Here is a 21,435-nt window from a genome sequence, read left to right as displayed (position 1 = left end):
CATATGGGCAGACCGTCACAGACACTCAGCCAGTTGGCTCTGACGGCCCAGGGCGGGCGCGACCCCGAAATCACCGGCCTTGCCGTGGACAGCCGCGCTGTCAAAGATGGGTTTCTCTTCGCGGCCCTGCCGGGAACCCGCGTGCATGGCGGCGAATTCATTCCTTTCGCTTTGCGCCAGGGAGCCTGTGCGATCCTCACGGACGCCGAAGGTGCTGCAATTGCGCAAAGCGAGCTCGCCGCCTCGCAGGCCGCTCTGATCGTCACCGATGATCCGCGCCAGACGCTGGCCTTCACCGCCGCCCTCTGGTTCGGCGCGCAGCCTGCCACCATCGTGGCCGTCACCGGGACAAACGGCAAGACCTCCATCGCCAGTTTCGTGCGCCAGATCTGGATCGAACTTGGTCACCAGGCCATAAACCTGGGCACCACGGGCGTCGAAGGGGCCTGGACCGCCTCGCTGGCCCATACCACCCCAGAACCCATCACCCTGCATCGCACCCTGGCCGAGGCTGCCGCCCATGGCATCACCTATTGTGCCATGGAGGCCTCGAGCCACGGTCTGGAACAGCGCCGTCTGGATGGTGTGCAGCTTGTCGCCGCGGGCTTTTCCAACCTCACGCAGGATCACCTCGATTATCACGAGACCTTCGAGGATTACTTCGCGGCCAAAGCCGCACTGTTCCGCCGCGTGCTGCCCGAAGACGGCACCGCGGTGATCAATCTCGACGATCCCAAGGGGGTCGAGATGCGCGCCATCGCAGCCGCACGCGGGCAAGACATCATCACCGTCGGGCACGGCATGGGCGATCTGAACCTGCTGGGTCAGCGGTTCGACGCGACCGGGCAGGATCTGCGCTTTTCATGGCGCGGGGATCCGCACATGGCGCGGCTGAACCTGATCGGCGGGTTTCAGGCGGAAAACATCCTGCTGGCCTGCGGGCTGGTGATCGCTGCCGGGGAAGAACCCGAACGAGTCTTTGACACCCTGCGGCATCTGACAACCGTGCGCGGGCGCATGCAACTGGCCGCCACGCGCGACAACGGTGCCGCCGTCTATGTCGATTATGCCCATACGCCCGATGCGGTCTCGACCGCGCTGTCGGCCTTGCGACCCCATGTGATCGGTCGCCTGGTCGCCATCATCGGTGCCGGCGGAGATCGCGACACGACCAAACGGCCTCTCATGGGGCAGGCGGCTCAGGAAAACGCCGATCTGGTCTTTGTGACAGATGACAACCCGCGCAGCGAAGATCCCGCCGCCATCCGCGCCGCCGTTCTGGCCGGCGCACCGGATGCGATCGAAGTCGGCGACCGCGCCGAAGCGATCCTGCGCGGGGTCGATGCTCTGGGTCCGGGGGATGCGCTGCTGATCGCGGGCAAGGGCCACGAGACCGGCCAGATCATCGGCGACGATATCCTTCCGTTTGACGATGTAGAACAGGCCAGCGTTGCCGTGGCCGCACTTGACAGAGGGATCGCATGACACTTTGGACAGCATCCGAGGCCGTAACGGCTACGGGCGGCACGGCGCAGGGCGACTGGTCGGTGACGGGTATTTCCATCGACACCCGCACTCTTGAGCCGGGCGATCTGTTCGTCGCCCTGACGGCGGCGCGCGACGGTCACGACTTTGTCGCCCAGGCGCTGGCCAAAGGGGCAGGGGCCGCGATTGTGTCGCGCCGCCCCGAAGATGTCGCACAGGACGCCCCGCTGCTGGTGGTGGAGGATGTGCAAACAGCCCTCGAAGCGCTGGGCCGCGCCGGGCGCGCCCGCACCCGGGCCAGGGTGGTCGCCATCACCGGTTCTGTCGGCAAGACCTCGACCAAGGAGATGCTGGCGCAGATGCTGTCCAACCAGGGCAAAACCCATGCCTCGGTCGCCAGCTACAACAACCACTGGGGCGTGCCCCTGACACTGGCGCGCATGCCGCGCGACACGCAATATGCCGTGATCGAGATCGGCATGAACCACCCCGGAGAAATCGCGCCTCTCGCCAGAATGGCCCAACCGCATGTGGCCATGATCACCACCGTCGGTGCCGCCCATCTCGAAGCCTTCGAGAACATCGCGGGCATCGCCGTGGAAAAGGCCTCGATTCTGGAAGGTCTGGTGCCAAATGGCGTGGCCGTACTGAACAACGATATCGAACATGCCGCGATCCTTCAGGCCAAGGCGCATGATCTGAAAGCCCGCGATATCGGCTTTGGCTGGCATGGCTTTGACTTCAAGCTGACCGACGTTCAGGTGCAGGGCTCTGTCACCGTGGTGCGCGCCATGGCCGGTCAGGACCCGCTCCTGTTCAAACTCGCCACACCCGGGGCGCATTTCGCGATGAACGCGCTGGGCGCATTGGCCTGTGTCGCGGCTCTGGGCGCTGACATGGCGCTGGCGACCCATGCCCTTGGCCGCTGGTCCCCCTACAGGGGGCGCGGCGTGCAGGAAACGATCCACCTCGATCCCGTTGACGAGGATCTGACACTCACGCTCATCGACGACAGCTACAACGCGAACCCGACCTCGATGAAGGCCGCACTGGATGTGCTGGCCGCCTCCGAGCCCCGCGACGAAACCGGCCGCGTCAGCAAGGGCCGCCGCATCGCCATTCTGGGCGACATGAAGGAACTGGGCCCGACCGAGAGCGCGATGCACGCCGAACTGGCCAGCCTTGACGCCATGGACAGCATAGACACCGTGCATTGCGTCGGCCCCCTGATGGGCGCGCTTCATGCCGCCCTTCCCGAGGGCAAACGCGGCTTGCATTGCGAAACCGCCGATCAGATGGCTGCCAGTATCCGCGCCCGGCTGGACAGCGGAGACGTGGTTCTGGTCAAGGCCTCGCTGTCGACCGGGCTTGGCGGTGTCGTTGACGTGATCCGCAAAATGGGTCATGGCGCAGGCCTTGACGATGCCGACCCACAATACGAATGAGTAAGGAAGCAGCTTAATGCTCTATTGGTTGACCGCGCTGTCGGACGGAGGGGACTTTTTCAACCTCTTTCGCTATATCACCTTTCGCGCGGGTGGAGCCTTCCTGACGGCGCTGATCTTCGGCTTTCTCTTTGGTCGCCCCCTCATCAACGTGCTGCGCAAACGCCAGGGCAAGGGCCAGCCCATCCGCGATGATGGCCCCGAAAGCCATTTCGCCAAGGCCGGCACGCCGACCATGGGCGGTTTGCTGATCGTGGGGGCGCTGACCACCTCGACACTGCTGTGGGCGCGGCTGGACAATCCCTTTGTCTGGCTGGTGCTGTTCGTCACCCTCAGCTTCGGGCTGATCGGTTTTCTGGATGATTACGCCAAGGTCTCCAAGGGCAATCACAAGGGCGTTTCGGGACGGGTGCGGCTTCTGGCGGGGTTCACGATAGCCGGGATCGCCACCTATTGGGCGATGTCCATTCACGCCATGAACGATGCGGATCTGATGGCGCGCGTCGCCGATTACCAGGCGCTCTCCGGGCGTCTGGCCCTGCCGGTGTTCAAGGATGTGCTGCTGAACATGGGGCTGTTGTTCATCCCCTTCGGCATGATCGTGATTGTCGGCTCGGCCAATGCGGTCAACCTGACGGATGGTCTGGACGGTCTGGCCATCATGCCGGTGATGATCGCCGCCGGAACGCTTGGCATCATCGCCTATGCGGTGGGGCGCGTCGATTTCACCGACTATCTGGACGTGCACTATGTGCCGGGCACCGGCGAGATCATGATCTTCTGTGCCGGCATCTTCGGCGGAGGCCTCGGCTTCTTGTGGTATAACGCACCACCCGCTGCGGTGTTCATGGGCGATACCGGATCCCTGGCCCTGGGCGGAGCCCTGGGGGCCATCGCGGTGGCCACCAAACACGAGCTGGTCCTGGCCGTGGTCGGCGGGCTTTTCGTGGTCGAGGCACTCTCGGTCATCATCCAGGTGCTGTATTTCAAGGCTACCGGAAAACGCGTGTTCCTGATGGCCCCGATCCACCACCACTACGAGAAAAAAGGCTGGGCCGAGCCCCAGATCGTGATCCGCTTCTGGATCATCTCGTTGATCCTGGCGATGATTGGCCTGGCGACGCTGAAGGTCCGGTAAGCGGATAAACCTGCCGTTCGACTTTCGCCAACCAAGGCCCGCTTCCAGACGCGGCATGCGATTGACTTCCTTTGCCTTCGACGGGATCATCCAGATCGTGATCGAGCAGTGAGGCGGTAAAATTGACGGATATTTTGGTTCGGATGGCCGATGACGAAGCCGACATCGAGGCCGCACGTGCACTATGCCGCGAGTGGTTGGACTGGCATTGGAAAAACTATCCTGCCGATTGGCGTCCGAAAGGGCCTGACCATCCGATGGACCCAGAAAGGTTCCAGGCAGTTATTGAGGCCTTGCCTGACCTGCATGCACGTCCGCAAGGTGGCATCCTGATCGCATCGGTGAATGGAAAACCCGAGGGATGCGTCATGTACGCCGAGGCAGGTCCGGGTGTCGCTGAATTCAACCGAATGTTCGTGAGCGAAGAAGGCAGGGGTCACGGTTTGGGTCGATTGATGTTGGACAGAATGTTCGAACAGATGATGTTGGACGGCTATGAAAAGGTAATGTTCTCTTCGGCAAAGTTCTTGACCCATGCAAGAGCGATGTATGAAAGGACCGGTTTCGTCGACATGCCGCATCCACAGGGTTTTCCGGATGAGTGGCGCAAATACGTCTACTTCATGGAGCGTTCGCTTTAGCCAGCGGATCAAGGATCGCGCCGCCCCGGTCAGATCGCGCGGCCTGTGCGATCATGTGCCGGACAAGTGCCTGTCGACCAGCCGCTGCACCATCGGCGCGAAATGCCAAAAGTCGGGTCTGTCCATCCCCGCGACCTTTCCTGCCTCGTCGAGATACCGAACGGCGATGATCTCCTTGAGGTTCGGGTTCTTCTCGAACTCGGCCACTTCCTCGGGCGACATCGGGCCGCCCTGCAGGTTCAACGAATGGATCGAGGCCTCGGACAGGCGCTTGAAATACTCGGGGCGGGTCGCGCAGAGGTAACGCTTTGCCGCGACGTGGTATCGGCAGCAATCGGTCACGACAGAAGGAAAGAACCGCTCCAACACCTCGGCACCTGCGTCCTCGTGATGGCGGTCCTCGGTGTCCTCCATCGTGAAAGTGCCGAATTCGCTGGTGAAATGGCCGATGTCGTGCAGCAGCGCGCCGACGATGATGTCTTCGGGTTGGCCGTTGCGCTCGGCGATCGTGGCACCCTGCAGCATGTGTTCGCCCATTGTCACGGGCTCGCCCAGGTATTCCTCACCGCCGCGCCGATCGAAGATCGAGCCGATGAAGGCGACAATTGTCTCAGCGGTCAGAGTGTTGATATCGGGCCTCATTCCGCGGCCTCCAGAACGCCCTCGCGGCACATCGCGTCATAGGCGGACCGCAGCCCGTCCTTGTCGGCGTAGCAGCCTTGCAGCCAACGCGTCCCCTCACCGGAATAGCCCTTGCGCGCGTGCAGCACGCGGGTGTTGTCAACGACAAAGGCCTCGCCCGGATTCAGGCGGAAGGTCACCTCCATGGCCGTGTCGTCGATGATCTCGCCCAGACGGCGATAGGCGGCGTAATAGGCCTCCATCTTGTCGAAGGGCACATCCGTCACTGCGGCGAAAGAGCGGTTGTTGAAGCGGATACCAATCAGTTCACCGTCCGGTCCCAGGTCTATCATCGGGCGACGCGAGGTCAGGCAAACGCCCGCCTCACCAGCATATTCGAACCGCGCGCAATGATCGGCCAGCAGGTCGAACCCCTCGGGATTTTCCGCGCGCAGCCGCAGGGCGGCGGCGAACCCGTCGACCACCATGTTCTCGCCCCCCGCAGCAGAGCTTTCGAGGCAGTAGAGAACCTGAACCGTCGGAACAGGGTCCCGATAGGGATTGTCGGTATGCGCCTGAAGCCCGAGGCCCGTGAAGGCGAGGTTGGTCGGGTTCACTTCGGTCCGCACCTCGAAATGGCGGCCATAGTTCGTTTCGCGCACATAGCCGAACAGATCGACGATCCGGAACAGCGCCCCAGGTTCGACCGGTGCGTTCACGACCTTGGCGAACCCATAGCGGACGATCTTTCCCAGCCAGTCGCGCAACGGCGCGCCGCCCTGTTGCAGCAGGGCAAAGTCACCGCACGGCACGGCGTCCATTAGCCCCGCATCCCAAGGCTCGATCCCATCGGGCAGCCAGCCCCGCGCAGTCGGCCCTGTGTGCCGGTCATAGGCATGCGCGGCAAGCCAGGCGGGATCAAAGCGAACGGTCTTGTCCTCCGGCACAAACCGGACATGAAGCGCGCCGTCCGAGGCGATCTCGGCCGCCGCGATCCGGGTCTCGGCCGGGATGTCGCGCAAGGCAATCAATCGCTGCCCGTTCCCGGGAGCGCGTGTTTGTGCATCCTGCGCGTTGTCACGCAGCCAGATCGCATGAAAACGGTGCGGGCCAGTGCCAGTTTCAAAGGTCAGAAAGTTTCTGGACGGATCGAGTACGACTGACGGCATAAGCGTCCCCTGGGTTTGATGTGGACTTGGCTGGAGTTTCTCAAGCTCAACGGATAAATACAAATCAGGAATCCATGGACTGAGGTTTCGTTTGGCTTATGAAAAGGGATCGTCTTCCACCGCTTGAATGGATCCGCGCCTTTGAGGCGGCGGCGCGGCTCGGCAGCTTTACCGCCGCCGCCGAAGACGTCGGACTGACGCAGGCAGCGGTCAGTCAGCGCATCGGACAGCTGGAGAAACAACTTGGTACACCCCTGTTCCACCGTCGGGCGCGGGCCATCTCGCTGACTGTCGAGGGCGAAGCGTGGCTGCCCCATGTCCGCCTTGTGCTGGAAGGGCTGCGCGACAGCACCGAGGCGCTTTTCGGCACCGGGCATCGACGCCTGACATTGTCCGCCAGCCAAACCGTCATCGACCTGTGGTTGCTTCCAAGGCTGGGTCGTTTGCAATCCCTCATGAAGGCCGAAATCTCGATCCAGTCGATGGTTATCGGCACACATGACGCCCCGCAGGACGATGTCATTCGCATCCGCTATGGAACAGGTGACTGGCCGCACCCCTATCGCGCCCGGCTCTATGCCGAAGAGATCTGCCCGGTGGCGGCCCCGTCTCTGGCGGCCCGCGCCGGGCATTGGACGGCCTGGCCGCGCATCGCCTGCGCCGGTCAGCGACCCGGCTGGCATGCTTGGGCTGCCGAGTTCGGCATCCCGACCACCCCATTGCCCGACCTGCGCTTTGACACACATCTGTCGGCGCTTGGCGCGGCCAAGGCGGGGCTGGGCGTTTTTCTGGCATCGCTGCCTTTGTGCGCGGAGGCCTTGTCAACGGGCGCCTTGGTGCGCCTGCATCCCACGTCTCTTTCTTTTCACGAGAGTTACTGGCTGCTCGCGAGCCCCCAAGCGGTGTCGCGCGACCAATGGCAGGCGATTACAACAGCAATCATCGATATCTGATTGAGACATCGTGGTTGAGCAAACATGCGTCGGAACAGCAGCATCGGTTGGATTGGCCCCTGACCGGACCTTCGCCGCGATGTGCCCAAATGACTGCTTGGCGGGACGAAGTGAGGTTTCGCTGCGGTTGCGCCAAGGTCGGCTTTCAGGGAACCTCTATTGGTTTGAGGCATCTCCCTTCTTTCGGCCTTGTAGTCCGATGCTCAGCTTTCTGAGCAGTCTGGCGAGTTCTTCCGCTTCCTCCGGGTCGAGGATCCCGCCAATCAATGCTTTGTTCGTCGCGATCAGCTCTTCGACGATCTGTTCCGCGAGTGCGGCACCCTTTGGGGTGATCCGGACCAAGCGGCTGCGACCATCATCTGGGTTGTCGACACGCTCAATCAGCTTCGCATCGCTGAGCGCGTGCATCATCTTTGTCATGCCACCAGATGTGACCTGCGCTGCGGTATAAAGCTGAGTCGGGCTCAATGTTTGATCCGGTCCTGCGGACCTGAGCGATGAAAGCGCCAGAAATTGCGACCACGTCACCCCATGGCTTTCGACAATCCGGTGGTCATTGTCCCAGATATAATTCCGGCTGCGAAACAAGCCTGGCACGATCCGCGCCTCGGCCGGGGGTTTCTTGCGCCAGTTTGGTGCGTCTGGTTGGGTCACGTCTTGCTCCGTCATTGATGGGACAAGCGTAGGCGCACAAGGCGTGCTTGTCAGTCTGTCTTCGTTCACTTATCTTTCTGGAAAGATAGATTCGCAACTGGAGGCAATTTTAATGTTCAAGACGCTGACAACAACCATAGCCGTAATAGGGATGAGCGCCTCGTTTGCCTGGGCGGATGTTACCGCAAACAAACAACTTGTTATGGACATGATGCAAAACGTCTTTGCGGCACGAGATGCTGATGCGGTCGATACCTATTTCACCGAAGACTACATCCAGCGAAACCCGATGTTGCCTTCGGGTTCTGCGGTCATAAAGAAGTTCCTGAGCCGCCCGCTAGACTCGACCGAACCAACGCCACCGCCCTCAGACCTGCATCGCATTATTGGTGAGGGGGATTTGGTCGCAACCCATTCGACTTACTACAATTTCGGTCCGGAACCGATGGTCGCCTTCGATGTGTTCCGCATTGAAAATGGCAAAATCGCAGAACACTGGGATAACCTGATCCCGCTGCGCGAGGAGCCCAACCCTGCCGGTCGCACCCAAGTGGATGGGGTCACCGAGGTGACAGACCTGGATGAAACGGCCGTGAACAAGGCGTTGGTGATTGACCTGCTGGAACGCATGTTCATCGGCGGTGAACGGCTCGATATCACGCAATACATCAACCCCGCGCTGTATCTACAGCACAACCCGGATGCCGGTGACGGTTTGGAGGGGCTACAAGCCTTGATGCAAGCCAATGCCGCCGCAGGCATGAAGATGCGATACGACGAGATTGGTATCGTCGTGGCCGAGGGCAATTTTGTCCTGACCGGAGCCTCTGGCGCATTGGGCGAGCAACCCACCGCATTCTATGACCTGTGGCGCTTGGAAGACGGGTTGATCGTCGAACACTGGGACATCATCGCCCCGATCCAGACGGAAAACCTGCCCGAGGGATATCCCGGAAAATTTTGACGGCAGCGGCCCCAAAACAAAATCAAGACCTTCGTGTGCGGTGCAGCATCACGAAGTTCGGGCTCTTCCTCCTCTTTCGCCGCGCCGGTCGGCAATGACCGGTCTCCGATACAGGAGCCGTTCGCCGCGCTGTGTCTGAACTGGCAAGGAGCGGGACGAAACAGCAATTGGACACATCTTCACCTATGTCCATTTTCGAGGGGCTATTGCTAAGCCACAGCCTCGTCAAACTCAGCGATCGTCCTTTTTTGCGGAACTGCGCCACCCTCGTTCGAGAAAGGTCTTCACCTCTCGTAGTCAGATACCGTCGATGTACGCCAAAAGGAGTTGGCAGACTAATTCAAACTAGTCTTCGCTGATTGGGCTGTGTGTTTGAACTCTTCGGCCGCTCTGCTACGCTGACATCTGTGTCACGGCCGGGTTCACTCTTCACTCCGTGATCGGCGCACCTGTCTGAACTGGGATCGCGACAAGTTGGGACCAGTACTGGGTCGACGCATCAATCTCTATCCACCGGGTCTTGAAGCCTGGCAGGGCTTGAGGACGATCTGGCGCGGTCGAAATTCGCACCTCTGGGTTGGGCATAGGCCTTGTGCCTGCCCAAGGCGCGACAGTTTTGGAAAGACCTAGGCCGGGTGCCTTTGACAACGTTCCGGAGCCTTAAACCGGCAGGGCGGTTCCGGCTTGCGCAGGACTGTGCATCGCCGCCGCGCGCATGAACCGGGCACATCGTTCCGCGATCATGATGGTGGGCGCGTTGGTATTGCCGGACACGATGCTGGGCATGACGGAGGCATCCGATATCCGCAGCCCGTCGATGCGACGCACACGCAGTTGCGCATCGACGACCGACGCGTCGTCGCCGCCCATGCGGCAGGTGCCCACCGGATGAAACACTGTCTTGGCCGCCGCGGCGATATGGGTCATGAGATCGGCGTCAGTCTCGGCTTGTTTCGGGCTGGTGCGTTCGGAAATCAAGGCGCGCATGGCGGGGGCGTCCAAGATTTTCAGCGCAAGGCGCACCCCGCGCAGCATCGCGGCGCGGTCAGCCTGCGCCGACAGGACATTGGCATGCAGGCGCACCGGCTCGACTGGATCGGCGCTGCGTAGTCGAACCTCGCCGCGCGATTGGGGGCGCAGGACGCAGGCGGAAAAACCCAGGCCGTGCCCGTCTTCACGCGTTCCGTCCGATGCCAATGAGAAGGTCGGCATGAAGTGAAACTGGATATCCGGCCGACCCGTGCCCGCGGTGTCCACAAAGCCGCCTGCCTCAATGATGTTCGATGCCAGCAGCCCGCGCCGCGTGGTCAGGTATTGCAGCATGTGGCGTGCACCCTTCAGGCCGCTGTCGTGACCATGAACTGAAATCGAGTTTTTCAGGCGCGCCTCGACAGGCACGGCGACATGGTCCTGGAAATTCCTTCCCACCTCGGTCAGATCCGCGACCACGTCCACGCCCCGGTCCGTCAGATGGGCAGCAGGCCCAAGGCCTGAGCGCATCAGAATCGCAGGCGTAGCCAGCGCACCGGCGGTCAGCACAATCTCGGCGCGCGCGTCAAAGCGGCGGCCGTCGGTCAGCAGAACGCCCATTGCGCGGCGGCCGGTCACAATCAGCTTGTCGACTCGCGCCTGCGTCAGCACGGTCAGGTTGCGCCGTCCTAGCGCGGGTTTCAGAAAGGCGCGAGCAGCGGAACACCGGCGCCCCTTGACGGTCGTGGTCTGATAAAACCCCATCCCTTCCTGCTGCGCGCCGTTGAAATCCTCGGTCAGGGGTAAGCCGACCTCTTGCGCTGCCTGCAGGAACGCCAGCGACAGCGGGTGACGGTGGCGCGGGTTTGACACCGCCAAAGGTCCATTCTGGCCGTGATAGTCGCCGCCGAAGGTGTCATTGCCCTCCAGGTCCCGAAACACCGGCAAGACATCGTCATAGGACCAGCCCGGGCAACCCATCTGCGCCCAGCTGTTGTAATCATCGGCTTGCCCGCGTACGTAAAGCATCGCGTTCACCGAAGACCCGCCGCCGATCACTTGGCCCTGCGGCAGCAGGTATCCGCGACCCCCCAATTCGGGCTGCGCCTCGCCCCAGTATTTCACAACATCCCGGACGCCCCGGTTCACCCGGAAGAAGGTGGCAGGGATATGGATCCACGGATTGGTGTCCCAACGGCCCGATTCCAGCAACAGCACCCGGTGCGCGGGGTTCTCAGATAAGCGCGCGGCAAGCACACAGCCCGACGATCCGCCACCGACAACGATGTAATCATAGCTTTGTTCAGAAGGGGCAGTAGGCGGGGTCATCGGTGTCGCTCTCAGTCCAGGGAGGGGGTGGCCAGCAAAGCTTCGCTGGTCCAGCTGCGCACGGAGGTGCCCGCGCCCGGACCGTTGGTCGGGGCGCTCAGATCCATTTCAAACCCGCAGCGGATCATGTCGCTACGGTGGCGCGTCTCACCCGTCAGGATCGGTGTGCCGTCTTTGGCGAAATAGACAAGCGACCGCACGAGAATCGGATCGCTGGGCGCGATCTGAAGCAGCATCGCATCGCGCATCCCGGCAAGACGGGCGTTCAGTTCCCACGCAGCCTTGGACAGAGTGAAGGACTTGCGCACCAGGTTGATGATGGACCCCGCCGCGGTCGATGCATCGAACCCAAGCCGCTCGGCCATGTCCGCGGCCATAACCCGGTCATCGACTGCCACCGGCACATGCGCCACCGACCGCACTCGTCGCAGGAACACCACATTGGTCCTGTCGTCCAGGGCCAGCGCGCGTGATTCCGCAGGCGTTGCCTCGCGACGATCCAGCGCATGAACCCTGTGCATCACGGCGGCCCCTGTCAGCTCATACGGGTCTTCGATATCCATGTTGGGGCGCAGCCGCTCGACCAGGGGCGGCACAACAAAGGTACCCGCCCCGCGCCGCCGTTTCAGAAGGCCCTGATCGGTCAGATCGACGATGGCCTGGCGCACGGTAGCCTTGGCCACATCGAAATGCGTGGCCAGTTCTTCGTCGGTGTGGAACTTGACCGCCGGATCCGGCCAGTCCGAGATCATGGCCACCAGTTGCTGTCGGATCTGCAGATAAAGAGGCAGCGGACTGGACCGGTCTATCGGCGAGATTGCCAGGTTCTGATGCTTCATTGATCGCCTCCCGCGCGTTCCGCAAACGCTATACCAGCGCAAAGATAAATAAAAGACTAGACTTATAGACTAACTTGGATACGCTTGTCCTGCATATCCAACAGGACAAGGAGGAGCGCACCGATGGACGCGTCAATGCTGGAAGAAACGGTTCAGAACCCGAACCCCTATCCGATCGTTGCCAAACTGGAATATCCCGATATCTGGCATCTATGCGTGCAGGCGCGCGATCTTGCTTGGGATGCTGACCGAGACATCGACTGGGCGCAATTGAAGGAGGAATGCGCGGACCTTCCCGAAGAGGTCAAAGAAGCCGGCGCCGAATGGTGGAGCCTTCGCGCCTGGATGGAACATGGTGCCACTCCTTATGGTGCCGAGCGCTATCGGCAGGCGGTGTTCGAACATCAGCCCTTCGAGATCAAACAGCACGTCGCCAATTTCATATTCGAGGAATTGCGCCATCATGAGGCATCCTTCCGCATCGCCGACGCGCTTGGGGGATACCAGCCTCTGCCGAAAAGCGATTACTTCAAGATGGTGATCCCGAAATTCCATGACGAGAAGGACGAAACCCAGATGTCCTTCTATGGCGGTATGGCGGTCAACACGTTGTTTGAACAGTTATCGGGCGAATTGCTGACGGCGCGATACAAGAATGCCCGGCCGAGCCAGATCCGCAAGGCTTGCGAATTGATCTTGAGAGACGAGGCGAGGCACATTCAATTCGGCCGCATCCTAATGAAGCGCTTCTTCGAAGAACTGAGCGAAGAGGAAAAGGTGATGCTGGGCAACCAATTTACCAAAAAACTGCGTGGCAGTCTTCTGAACGGGGTCTATGCGGTTGTGAACTTGCCCAAGGACGAACGCAAACGGTCCGCCCGGGCGCGGGAACTGGCCGCCGATTACGGACTGGGCGCGACACATCCCGATGCCGAGGTCGACATCATCGTGTCCGCTCTGCGCGATATCCGCGAAGATGTCGCCCCCTACGGCGTGCCGATCCCGGCCATTCCTGAAATCGAAGGTGAATAATGATGTGACCACCCCTGCCCCGCATCGGCGCAACCGCGCGCCAGCGGGGCAAGGCAACCAAGGGAACAGACATGACCAAACACCCCCGGCACCAGACGCAGGACCGCTGTACCAAACCCGCTGAAGACAGGTGTCCCGGCTGTCGCAGGCTGGCCTTCTGGCAAGACAAATTCACGGTGGGATCGGCCACAACCGTTCGCATCGTCCGCCCCGTCGCGGCAAACACCCCGCGCCGGGACGATCCTTTCGACCTGTGATCGCGATTACCCCGCTGCCGCGGCCACCACGTCGACCTCGACCTTCCAGTCGGGTTTGACCAGGGCCGGCACGTAGATCAGCGTCGAACACGGTCGCGCCTGACCCAGCGCCGCCGAGCGCACGGTGCCATAGGCCGGCAGATCGTCGGGATCGGTCAGAAACGCGGTGACTTTCACAAGGTTCTCAATTCCCATGCCCGCATCCGCAAGGATCGCCTGGATGTTGTCCCAGATGATTTGCGATTGTTCCGCTGCGTCCTCGCCCAGCGTTCCGTCTGGCGCAATGCCGACCTGCCCCGACACATGCAGCCATCGCGCATTGGGCGGGATTTCCACGCCGTGGGAATAGGCGCCCACCGGGGGCGCGATGGTCGGGGGATTGGACAGGCGCATGGGTGTCTCCTTTGAGTGCGTCTAAATCTGCGGGGCATACCCGCCGGTTGCCGTCTGCATGGCCGAAAGGATCATCAGGATATCGGCTTGGGTCGTCTCGCGCGGGTTCATGCGAATCTGGCCGCTGGTCATGGCGGCGGCGGCGACTTCGTCCAGATCGCAGGCGGCCGGGATGTAGTCGTTCAGCGATCGGTCCAGCCCCACGGCGTGGCGCAGCCGCGAAATGCCTTCGGCGGCGCTGCCCGCTGAAAAGAGGTCCGCCAGAACCGCGTCCTTCTCCATAATTGTGGGCCGGTTGAACGCCATGGTCCAGGGCAGGGCCAGCGCATTGGCCAGCCCGTGCGGCACGTGATGCAGCGCCCCAAGAGCCCCGGCAATCGCATGGGCAATGCCCAGATGCGCGGAGTTAAAGGCGATGCCTGCCTGTGCGGATCCCAAAAGACAGGCCCCGCGCGCCTCGACATCGCCGGGGTGATCGGCGGCGCGCGCCAGGTTGTCAAAGATCAGCTTTGTGCCCGACAGCGCCAGAGGGTCGGTCATGGGGTTGGCCGCCCGCGAGGTAAACGCCTCTACCGCGTGGGTCAGCGCATCAAACCCCGACGTCAGGGTCGGCTCACGCGGCACGGTCAGCCCCAGTTCCGGATCAAGAATAGTCACCTGAGGCGCAAGTAAGGGCGAGCGCATATGCGCTTTGTAGATTGTGCCGGGAATATCCACGATGGCGGTTTCCGACACCTCACTGCCCGATCCCGCTGTGGTGGCGGCCGCGATGAAGATGGCTGGGTGCGGATGAGTGATCCGCGCCTCCGGCCAGCAGAGTGCCTTGAGCGGGCCGGGATTGGCAGCCAGCATCAGCGCGGCCTTGGCCGTGTCAATTGCTGATCCGCCGCCCAACGCCAGAACCGCATCTGGTTCCAGATCGGTCAGGGCCTGCGCTGCGGCAATAACAGATGCCTCTGTTGGCTCACCAGGTGGTATGGGCCAGAAGGTCACGCCGGGCAAATCCGCCTCGACCCGCGCGCTGAGCGGCTGGCCTTTGAAATACCCGTCAAGGATGACAAGGGTCCGCGCGGCATCATGGTCGTGCAGGATGCCCGGTACCCGCGCGAAGCTGCCCGGCCCAAAGATCACACGCCGAGTTGCGTGCGAAAACTCAAAATCCGGCAATGCGTTCGTCACAGTCGACCTCGGGTGTCAGTCGTCATTTGCAGGGCGCTTGCCGCTTTCGAATTCCTCGATCATCTGCTTGATCAGAGGCAGCGGGCGGCAATCCTTGAGATAATCGACCATGAGAGCGCGGTGTTCTGGCTTGTCCCAGATCGAGTCGCGGTCAATGTCGGGATAGCCCTGCTTGTTCGCAGCCTCGACCGCCATCACTATGATCTCGTGGCGCATCGGGCCGTCACGCAGGAAGTCTTCTTCGGGGAATGCTTCGGGTAGGCCGTATTCGGCAAGCCTGTTTTTCATCTCGTATGGTTCCTTCTTTCTGTTCCTAGGCGCGGCGCGGGCCGTGTCCGGCCCGCGCCAGGATTACTGTGTATCCACAACTGCGCGGATACGATCCATCCCGCCAACCTTTTCGGCATAGCTTTGCCAGAACGGTTCCATCGCAACCTGCCACGCCGCGATGTCGGTGGGAATGATCGCTGCGCCATTGGCCAGCGTCAGTTCCATCGACGCATCCTGCTCGTCCGCGGCCAGTTGGTCAAAGTAATCCGACGCTTCGGCGGCCACTTCCTGGAAGACGGCTTTCTGTTCGTCGGTCAGGCTGTTATAGACATTGTTGCTGAAGTACATCACGCCGAGCGACCAGATGTGGTTCGTCTCGGTCAGGTTCGGCGCAACCTCAAACAGCTTGAGTGCGTGGAAGCCCGATTTCGTCATGTCCATGTAATCCACCACGCCGGTTTCCAGCGCGCCATAAGCTTCGGTGATCGGCACGGCGGTGGGGTTGGCACCAAGGCTGGCCCACAGATCCACGTGCAACTGGCTGGGTAGAACGCGCATGGTTTTGCCCTTGACGTCGTCAGGACTGCCGATGGGATCCTTGGAAATCACGTTTCGCGAGCCATAGGTGATGAAATCAAGCACTGTGAAACCCTGCGCGCGGTAGAGATCCTTCATGTCCTGTCCGATGGGTCCATTCATCACCGCGTCGATATGAGCCTGATCGCGGAACATGAACGGCATATCGAAGAGCGCACCTTCAGGTACCCATGTCGTCAGGTTCGCAATGGTCGACAAGCTGCCACTGATGGATCCCAGGAGGATACCTTCGGCCTCTTCCTTTTCACCGCCAAGCGCGCCATCGGTGATGATGTTGATAGCGAACTGGCCGGGCAGTTTCTCCTCAAGCAGCTCCTCGAACTTGACCCAGACCAGGGTCTGCGGCTTGTCCGCGCTGTAAAGTGAGGTGATGGTCAGCGTTCTTGGTTCGGCCTGTGCCGTGCCCGCCGTCAGTGTCAGTGCAGCGGCCAGAATGGCGGCTCCCCCTGTCAGGCCGCGAAGGCCTGCCTTTGTTTCTTGGGACATAGTCTTTTCCTTTCCCTGTTGTTCAAACTTGGCCGGTTGATCCGGCCGGGTTCGTTATTGTCCTCACCAAGTGAGAAGTTGCCCCAGGCCCAGCGAGATGCCCGGAATGAAGGTGATCAAGGCCAGCGCCACCAGAAGGATTCCGATAAAGGGCAACAGGCTTTGAAAGACATGGTGGACGGGCGTTCCCGATACCGAACTGGTGATGAAAGCCAGCATGCCCACGGGCGGAGACAGCCCGCCGATCATCAGATTGACGACGATGACGATCCCAAAATGGATCGGATCGACCCCGGCGGCGACCATCGCGGGCATCAGGAGCGGCGTGAGGATCAGGATCGACGCGCCGATATCCAGAAGCATGCCGAACAGCAGCAGGATCAGGTTAGCCAGCAGCAGCAACACAATGGTGTTGTCAGTCAGACCGGGCAGGGCGCGCGCGATGCTTTGCGGCACCTGCTGGCTGACCAGCACAAAGGCAAACGGGCTGGCCGCACCGATCAAAAAACCGACAAGGGCGGCATCCACAGCCGCCCCGCGGATGGTCTCATACAGCGTGCCGGGCGTCCAGGACCGGTAGACCAATATGCCAAGAAGCGCTGCATACATCACCGCCAGCACCCCTGCCTCGGTCGGGGTGACGACGCCGAACCGGATACCCGCGATAATCAGCAGCGCCAGAAGCAGGACCGGCAACGCATGCAGGAACAACCGACCCCGTTGCGCCATGCCGGCCTTGGGCGTGTCGCCACCATATCCGCGCCGCAGCGAAATGACATAGATCAGCACCATCAGCATCAGCGCCATAACGATGCCGGGGATCACGCCGGCCAGCCAAAGCTTGCCGACCGACAGGTTGCCCGCCGCCGCCAGGATCAGCAGCGCGATGGACGGCGGGATGACATTGGGCAGCGTCGCCGACGCGGCCGTCACGGCACAGGAAAACGGAGCGGAATATCCCCGTTTGATCATCTGCGGGACCAGAAGCTTGGTTCCCAGCGCCGCGTCGGAATAGCTTGATCCCGACACGCCGGCATACAGCCCGCTGGACACGATGTTGACCTGCGCGAGACCGCCGCGCATATGGCCGACCAGCGAAGTCGCAAATTCCATCAGCCGGTTGGTCAGCCCGCCCGTGTTCATCATCGCTCCGGCTAGGATGAAGAACGGGATAGCCAGCATCAGGAACTTGCTCGACCCGTTGACCATGTTCTGCACCACCGCCGCCGGCGGCAGGATATTGCCCGCAAAATTGGCAACAAAGGCCGAAAACAGCATGGCAAAGGACACTGGCGTCCCGATCATCAGCGCAACCGCAAAGGACACGCCCATCGCCAAAACCGGATCAAATCCCCTGAGCGCGCCGGTCACCGCGTCCTGAAACAGAAAATAGACCACAAAAGCGGCCAGGATTGACACCAAGCCCTGCCACCTGTCCACGCCCTCGTCAAATCCGCGCAGTGCAAGATAGACAAGGCCCAGCGTACAGGACATCGGGATAGCCAGGTATGGCGTCCATTGCGGCAGGTGCAGCGAAACATTCACTCCGCCGATCATCTGCATCAAGGTATTGCCCCCGAACATCAGCATGATTGTCGTATAAGCGATGATAAAATTCGCGACAAAGGTCACGGCGCGTTGCCCATTATGCGGCAGAGCATCGACCAGAAGCGAGATCACAAGATGGCTGCGCAGCCGGTGCGCCAGTGGCACGCCCAGCAGGATCACGGTGATGAAAAGCCATCGCGCCGCCTCAAGCGCCCAGATGAACGAACTGTTGAACCCGTAGCGCGCCACCACATTGGCGAACACGATCAGCACCAGAGCTGTCAGGGCCAACACCGCAAAGGCCCCGATGGCCACATCCAGCACCCGCAATGTCATGCTGGCATAGCGTTGCAGCCCCGGCGGCGCGGCCGGATCTGCGGCTTCCGCGTTCATCGGATCAACGGGCGACGGCAAGGGCTTGCGCTCCTCTTTGTGTGACGGCGGCACGACGTTGGCCATCGGCTCCGGCGCGCAGCGCGCACAGGCGGCTTTCCACCCAGCCGCCGACGACGGTCACCTGATGTCCGCGCGCGCGCAGATCGGCAATCTCGTCCTCGGCGAACCGGTCCTCGACGATCAGCGACGCCGGTTGCGCGCCGCGCGGATAGAATGAATTCACCAGGTGGTTCGTGTGAAATCCGGGCGCATCCAGTGCCTCTTGCAGCGGCAGGCCCTGCGCCAGGTGACGGGCCAGGAAAACCAGTTGCCATTGATCCTGCTGATCGCCGCCGGGGGTGCCCACGGCCAGCACGTCGCCGGCCTCATTCGTCACCAGCGTCGGCGTCAGGGTCGACCGGGGCCGCGTGCGCGGTGCCAGCGCCGAGGGCGATGCGGGGTCCAGCCACATCATCTGCGCCCGCGTTCCCAACGCAAAGCCAAGCTCCGGAATGACCGGCGAGGATTGCAGCCAGCCGCCCGAGGGCGTTGCCGACACGACATTGCCGGCCGCGTCCGTCACGCTGAGATAGCTGGTATCGCCCACGGCGCGGGCCATATGCGCGGCGCGGTCTTGGCGCGAAAGGCCGGGTTGCACGAGCTCGTAAACAATTGTCGGTTCTCCCCCGCCATACGCGGCCAGCAGACCCGCCTCCCGTTGCCGCCCCGTCGCGGCGGCGTAGTCAGGCTGCCAGACGCCGATATCCCTGCCCGGACGGAACCTGTCGCTGGCGCGGTCGGTCAACAACGCGCGCCGCGCTTTGGTATAGGCCTCAGACAGAAGATCGCTCAGGACGGCTTCAGCATCGTCCGGGTCGGCGAGCCCGTAATGGGCGTCGCGATCCGCCAGGGCCAGTTTCGCCGCCTCGGTCAGATAATGCACAAACCCCGCGCTGACAGGACCTTGCGCGCGCAGATGATCGGCATCGGCAATATTGAGCGCCTGAAGCAGGGTAGGTCCCTGGGTCCACAGGCTGCATTTGTGAATGGTGTGCCCGGCAAAGCGCGTGGTCACCACTGGCTCGGACGTCGCGCGCCAGCCGGACATGTCTGCCCCGGTCAGGAGCGCCGGATGCACCCGTCCTGTGACATCCATCACCTGCGCGCTGCGGCAGAACTCATCCACCGCACCAGCGATGAACCCATCCGACCAGATGGCGCGCGCCGCTTCGATTTGCCCGATGCGATCTGGCGAGGCCGCCGCGGCCTCGGCGCAGAGCCTTTGCCAGGTCTGCGCCAGCGGTGCATTGGTCAAAAGCGCACCAACCGGTGGCGGATCACCAGACGGATCCAGGAACAAGGCTCCGGAACTTTGCCAATAACGCCGGAACATCGGCGCGGCTGCCGCCAGCGTATCATGCAGACGCTCATCTATCTCGATGCCCGCGCGGGCATAGGTAATGGCCGGTTCAAACACCTCTGCCAGATTCAGCGTCCCGTGATCGGCTAAAAGCGCCATCCAAGCATCGAAGGCTCCTGGAACGACGGCGGGCAAGAGGCCAGTCCCCGGAATTAGATCCAGATCGAGCTCGCAAAACTTGTCGATGGTTGCTGCGGCCGGCGTGCAGCCCTGCCCGCAGATGCTGCTGACCGTGCCATCCGCGGCGTGGTGCAACAGGATAGCCACATCACCAGCAGGTCCATTGAAATGCGGCTGGGCCACCTGCATGACCAGCCCTGCCACCACGGCGGCGTCAAAGGCGTTGCCCCCGCGTTCCAGTACACCCATGGCCGATTGCGTGGCCAGCCAATGCGTCGACGCAGCGGCACCAAACCAACCCGATACTTCCACCCGTCCTGCTGACATGCCAGACGCCGATCCTGTCGCTTGTGTGTTTCGACCTCAGCGTCACATGATTCCTGATTTCGATCAACATCAATGCAAACCAAAAATGCGATTTGGTTGGATTGGTTCACAATTGGGCAACCTCACAGCCCAAGATTCTGGCGCACCTCGACCAAGTGCCTGTGAATTGCTTTGCGCAACCCGTCTGTATCGCGCGATTCCAGTGCGGCCAGGATCTGTTCATGATGCATTTGGTAGGTGGCCTGCCTGTCCGTGGTCAGACCGCGGCGGCGGATGTTGGTCCAGGCTCCAGACTGGCGCACCGCCTGGATGCGGGCCAGCACACCTGTCAGATAGCTGTTCTTGGCTGCCAATGTCAGCGCCATGTGAAACTGGTGGTCCAGATGTTCGAAGGCAGCCATCGAGGTTACGTGCCGGCCTTTTTTCACCAGATCGCGCATGCGGTTCACATCGGCCGTCGATGCCCGGCGCACAAGCAAATCGGCCAACTGAGGTTCGATGATAAGGCGTACTTCCATCAGGTCTTCGGGGCTGACAGTTTCGAAGTCGGTTTCCGACACTACCTCGGGGCTGCCATGTTGCACAACAAACGTGCCGCGTCCGACAACCCTGTTGATCCGCCCATCTCTTTCGAACTGGTCCAGAACCCGACGCACTCGCGCACGGGCGATCCCGAAACTGTCGGACAACGCACGTTCCGTGGGCAGCCTTGCACCGGCGCGCCACTTACCCGACCGCAGATTCGCGTCGATCTCCAACCGCAGACGATCTTCGCCGTCAAGCATGGGTTCCATGAGAGGGGTCTGGCCAAGCGTCATAGGCTTCTTCCGTTCAAGTTGGTGTCGACGATAACGCGCGCGCCCAGAAATGGCAATTGGTTCACATTGGTTGCATGTGGTCGACCAGGTGCGCAAGGCCTGCCTGCAGTCTCCAAGCGTTGAATCGGCGTTAACCATTGCCGGGCGAACCTCTTCTGAACCGCTTCCCGTCGCCAGTCCTGGGCACAACAGATCCAGGCACCCAAGAACTTCCAGATCATGACAGAATGACAGATATGACATGACCCAACTTCAAACCTTTGCCCCGAACCCTCAAGTGGACTTTAGGTCAACTTCAAAAAACGGACATTCGCTGCGCCCAGACCAAAGAGCAAGTTGGGCTCTGACCCGCCATCCGCCGCAGGATGTACGAAGGTCCGCAGTGGGACGTTCGTGTGCTTCAGCC

The 21,435-nt window shown here is 61.6% G+C and carries 19 protein-coding genes; 7 read left to right on the top strand and 12 right to left on the bottom strand.

Going from position 1 to position 21,435, the window contains the following annotated elements; genetic code table 11:
* Positions 1-3 precede the first annotated feature (3 nt).
* The 4 genes from WAO69_RS06545 (at position 4) to WAO69_RS06530 (ending at position 4,709) form a co-directional block, all read left to right on the top strand.
* Positions 4-1,485: a UDP-N-acetylmuramoyl-L-alanyl-D-glutamate--2,6-diaminopimelate ligase gene (locus WAO69_RS06545; protein WP_422177255.1), complete on the top strand. Its 1,482-nt coding sequence runs from the start codon at positions 4-6 to the stop codon at positions 1,483-1,485.
* A complete protein-coding gene (locus tag WAO69_RS06540) occupies positions 1,482-2,930 on the top strand; it encodes a UDP-N-acetylmuramoyl-tripeptide--D-alanyl-D-alanine ligase (RefSeq protein WP_422177253.1) in 1,449 nt (482 codons plus the stop codon). Before WAO69_RS06545 ends, WAO69_RS06540 begins: the two co-directional genes overlap by 4 nt.
* A gap of 16 nt (positions 2,931-2,946) precedes the next feature.
* On the top strand, positions 2,947-4,068 hold the full coding sequence (mraY, locus tag WAO69_RS06535; RefSeq protein ID WP_422177251.1) for a phospho-N-acetylmuramoyl-pentapeptide-transferase: 1,122 nt from the start codon (positions 2,947-2,949) through the stop codon (positions 4,066-4,068).
* A gap of 143 nt (positions 4,069-4,211) precedes the next feature.
* Positions 4,212-4,709: a GNAT family N-acetyltransferase gene (locus tag WAO69_RS06530; protein WP_422177249.1), complete on the top strand. Its 498-nt coding sequence runs from the start codon at positions 4,212-4,214 to the stop codon at positions 4,707-4,709.
* A gap of 51 nt (positions 4,710-4,760) precedes the next feature.
* Here WAO69_RS06530 and tmpB read toward each other — a convergent pair whose 3' ends face one another.
* On the bottom strand, positions 4,761-5,351 hold the full coding sequence (tmpB, locus tag WAO69_RS06525) for a (R)-1-hydroxy-2-trimethylaminoethylphosphonate oxygenase (RefSeq protein ID WP_422177247.1): 591 nt from the start codon (positions 5,349-5,351) through the stop codon (positions 4,761-4,763).
* The gene (tmpA, locus tag WAO69_RS06520) at positions 5,348-6,499 is read right to left on the bottom strand and encodes a 2-trimethylaminoethylphosphonate dioxygenase (RefSeq protein WP_422177246.1); all 1,152 of its coding nucleotides are present in this window, start codon (positions 6,497-6,499) and stop codon (positions 5,348-5,350) included. Before tmpA ends, tmpB begins: the two co-directional genes overlap by 4 nt.
* Positions 6,500-6,597: 98 nt before the next feature.
* Here tmpA and WAO69_RS06515 point away from each other — a divergent pair, with 98 nt between their 5' ends.
* Complete coding sequence (locus WAO69_RS06515) at positions 6,598-7,452, top strand: LysR family transcriptional regulator (protein WP_422177245.1); 855 nt, start codon at positions 6,598-6,600, stop codon at positions 7,450-7,452.
* A gap of 156 nt (positions 7,453-7,608) precedes the next feature.
* Here the strand turns inward: WAO69_RS06515 and WAO69_RS06510 are convergent, their stop codons facing one another.
* Positions 7,609-8,106 carry a MarR family winged helix-turn-helix transcriptional regulator gene (locus WAO69_RS06510; protein WP_422177244.1) on the bottom strand — a complete coding sequence of 166 codons (498 nt, stop codon included), beginning with the start codon at positions 8,104-8,106 and terminating at the stop codon, positions 7,609-7,611.
* A gap of 43 nt (positions 8,107-8,149) precedes the next feature.
* On the opposite strand from WAO69_RS06510, the gene WAO69_RS06505 reads away from it, so the two are divergent.
* Positions 8,150-9,070: a nuclear transport factor 2 family protein gene (locus WAO69_RS06505; RefSeq protein ID WP_422177243.1), complete on the top strand. Its 921-nt coding sequence runs from the start codon at positions 8,150-8,152 to the stop codon at positions 9,068-9,070.
* Positions 9,071-9,730: 660 nt separating this feature from the next.
* Here the strand turns inward: WAO69_RS06505 and WAO69_RS06500 are convergent.
* Positions 9,731-11,368, bottom strand: coding sequence for a GMC family oxidoreductase (locus tag WAO69_RS06500; RefSeq protein WP_422177242.1), 1,638 nt, complete (start codon positions 11,366-11,368; stop codon positions 9,731-9,733).
* Positions 11,369-11,379: 11 nt separating this feature from the next.
* Entirely contained in the window at positions 11,380-12,207 is an 828-nt protein-coding gene (locus WAO69_RS06495; RefSeq protein WP_422177241.1) for a GntR family transcriptional regulator, read from the bottom strand.
* Positions 12,208-12,330: 123 nt separating this feature from the next.
* On the opposite strand from WAO69_RS06495, the gene WAO69_RS06490 reads away from it, so the two are divergent.
* Entirely contained in the window at positions 12,331-13,239 is a 909-nt protein-coding gene (locus WAO69_RS06490) for a ferritin-like domain-containing protein (RefSeq protein ID WP_422177240.1), read from the top strand.
* A 263-nt stretch (positions 13,240-13,502) separates the two neighbouring features.
* Here WAO69_RS06490 and WAO69_RS06485 read toward each other — a convergent pair whose 3' ends face one another.
* The 7 genes from WAO69_RS06485 to WAO69_RS06455 form a co-directional block, all read right to left on the bottom strand.
* On the bottom strand, positions 13,503-13,889 hold the full coding sequence (locus WAO69_RS06485) for a RidA family protein (RefSeq protein ID WP_422177239.1): 387 nt from the start codon (positions 13,887-13,889) through the stop codon (positions 13,503-13,505).
* 21 nt (positions 13,890-13,910) lie between these two features.
* Positions 13,911-15,068: an iron-containing alcohol dehydrogenase family protein gene (locus WAO69_RS06480; RefSeq protein WP_422177238.1), complete on the bottom strand. Its 1,158-nt coding sequence runs from the start codon at positions 15,066-15,068 to the stop codon at positions 13,911-13,913.
* Positions 15,069-15,083: 15 nt separating this feature from the next.
* Positions 15,084-15,356: a hypothetical protein gene (locus WAO69_RS06475; RefSeq protein WP_422177237.1), complete on the bottom strand. Its 273-nt coding sequence runs from the start codon at positions 15,354-15,356 to the stop codon at positions 15,084-15,086.
* Between the two features lie 63 nt (positions 15,357-15,419).
* The gene (locus WAO69_RS06470) at positions 15,420-16,421 is read right to left on the bottom strand and encodes a TRAP transporter substrate-binding protein (RefSeq protein ID WP_422177236.1); all 1,002 of its coding nucleotides are present in this window, start codon (positions 16,419-16,421) and stop codon (positions 15,420-15,422) included.
* 63 nt (positions 16,422-16,484) lie between these two features.
* The gene (locus tag WAO69_RS06465) at positions 16,485-18,428 is read right to left on the bottom strand and encodes a TRAP transporter large permease subunit (protein WP_422177235.1); all 1,944 of its coding nucleotides are present in this window, start codon (positions 18,426-18,428) and stop codon (positions 16,485-16,487) included.
* Positions 18,367-20,211, bottom strand: coding sequence for a gamma-glutamyltransferase family protein (locus WAO69_RS06460; RefSeq protein WP_422177234.1), 1,845 nt, complete (start codon positions 20,209-20,211; stop codon positions 18,367-18,369). Before WAO69_RS06460 ends, WAO69_RS06465 begins: the two co-directional genes overlap by 62 nt.
* 122 nt (positions 20,212-20,333) lie before the next feature.
* Positions 20,334-21,005, bottom strand: a complete 672-nt coding sequence (locus WAO69_RS06455; protein ID WP_422177233.1) for a FadR/GntR family transcriptional regulator — start codon at positions 21,003-21,005, stop codon at positions 20,334-20,336.
* Positions 21,006-21,435 lie beyond the last annotated feature (430 nt).

The sequence above is a fragment of the Aestuariivita sp. genome, from assembly GCF_049276915.1.
Taxonomy (GTDB): Bacteria; Pseudomonadota; Alphaproteobacteria; order Rhodobacterales; family Rhodobacteraceae; genus Aestuariivita.
Note: the sequence above shows the minus strand (reverse complement) of the source record. Positions and strands in the feature narration are given on the sequence as shown.

Excerpts from the sequence above, each read along its gene's own strand:
- WAO69_RS06545 (WP_422177255.1), top strand. The coding sequence starts at position 4 with ATGGGCAGACCGTCACAGACACTCAGCCAGTTGGCTCTGACGGCCCAG.
- WAO69_RS06540 (WP_422177253.1), top strand. The coding sequence starts at position 1,482 with ATGACACTTTGGACAGCATCCGAGGCCGTAACGGCTACGGGCGGCACG.
- mraY (WP_422177251.1), top strand. The coding sequence starts at position 2,947 with ATGCTCTATTGGTTGACCGCGCTGTCGGACGGAGGGGACTTTTTCAAC.
- WAO69_RS06530 (WP_422177249.1), top strand. The coding sequence starts at position 4,212 with ATGGCCGATGACGAAGCCGACATCGAGGCCGCACGTGCACTATGCCGC.
- tmpB (WP_422177247.1), bottom strand. The coding sequence starts at position 5,351 with ATGAGGCCCGATATCAACACTCTGACCGCTGAGACAATTGTCGCCTTC.
- tmpA (WP_422177246.1), bottom strand. The coding sequence starts at position 6,499 with ATGCCGTCAGTCGTACTCGATCCGTCCAGAAACTTTCTGACCTTTGAA.
- WAO69_RS06515 (WP_422177245.1), top strand. The coding sequence starts at position 6,598 with ATGAAAAGGGATCGTCTTCCACCGCTTGAATGGATCCGCGCCTTTGAG.
- WAO69_RS06500 (WP_422177242.1), bottom strand. The coding sequence starts at position 11,368 with ATGACCCCGCCTACTGCCCCTTCTGAACAAAGCTATGATTACATCGTT.
- WAO69_RS06495 (WP_422177241.1), bottom strand. The coding sequence starts at position 12,207 with ATGAAGCATCAGAACCTGGCAATCTCGCCGATAGACCGGTCCAGTCCG.
- WAO69_RS06490 (WP_422177240.1), top strand. The coding sequence starts at position 12,331 with ATGGACGCGTCAATGCTGGAAGAAACGGTTCAGAACCCGAACCCCTAT.
- WAO69_RS06485 (WP_422177239.1), bottom strand. The coding sequence starts at position 13,889 with ATGCGCCTGTCCAATCCCCCGACCATCGCGCCCCCGGTGGGCGCCTAT.
- WAO69_RS06475 (WP_422177237.1), bottom strand. The coding sequence starts at position 15,356 with ATGAAAAACAGGCTTGCCGAATACGGCCTACCCGAAGCATTCCCCGAA.
- WAO69_RS06470 (WP_422177236.1), bottom strand. The coding sequence starts at position 16,421 with ATGTCCCAAGAAACAAAGGCAGGCCTTCGCGGCCTGACAGGGGGAGCC.
- WAO69_RS06465 (WP_422177235.1), bottom strand. The coding sequence starts at position 18,428 with ATGGCCAACGTCGTGCCGCCGTCACACAAAGAGGAGCGCAAGCCCTTG.
- WAO69_RS06460 (WP_422177234.1), bottom strand. The coding sequence starts at position 20,211 with ATGTCAGCAGGACGGGTGGAAGTATCGGGTTGGTTTGGTGCCGCTGCG.
- WAO69_RS06455 (WP_422177233.1), bottom strand. The coding sequence starts at position 21,005 with ATGGAACCCATGCTTGACGGCGAAGATCGTCTGCGGTTGGAGATCGAC.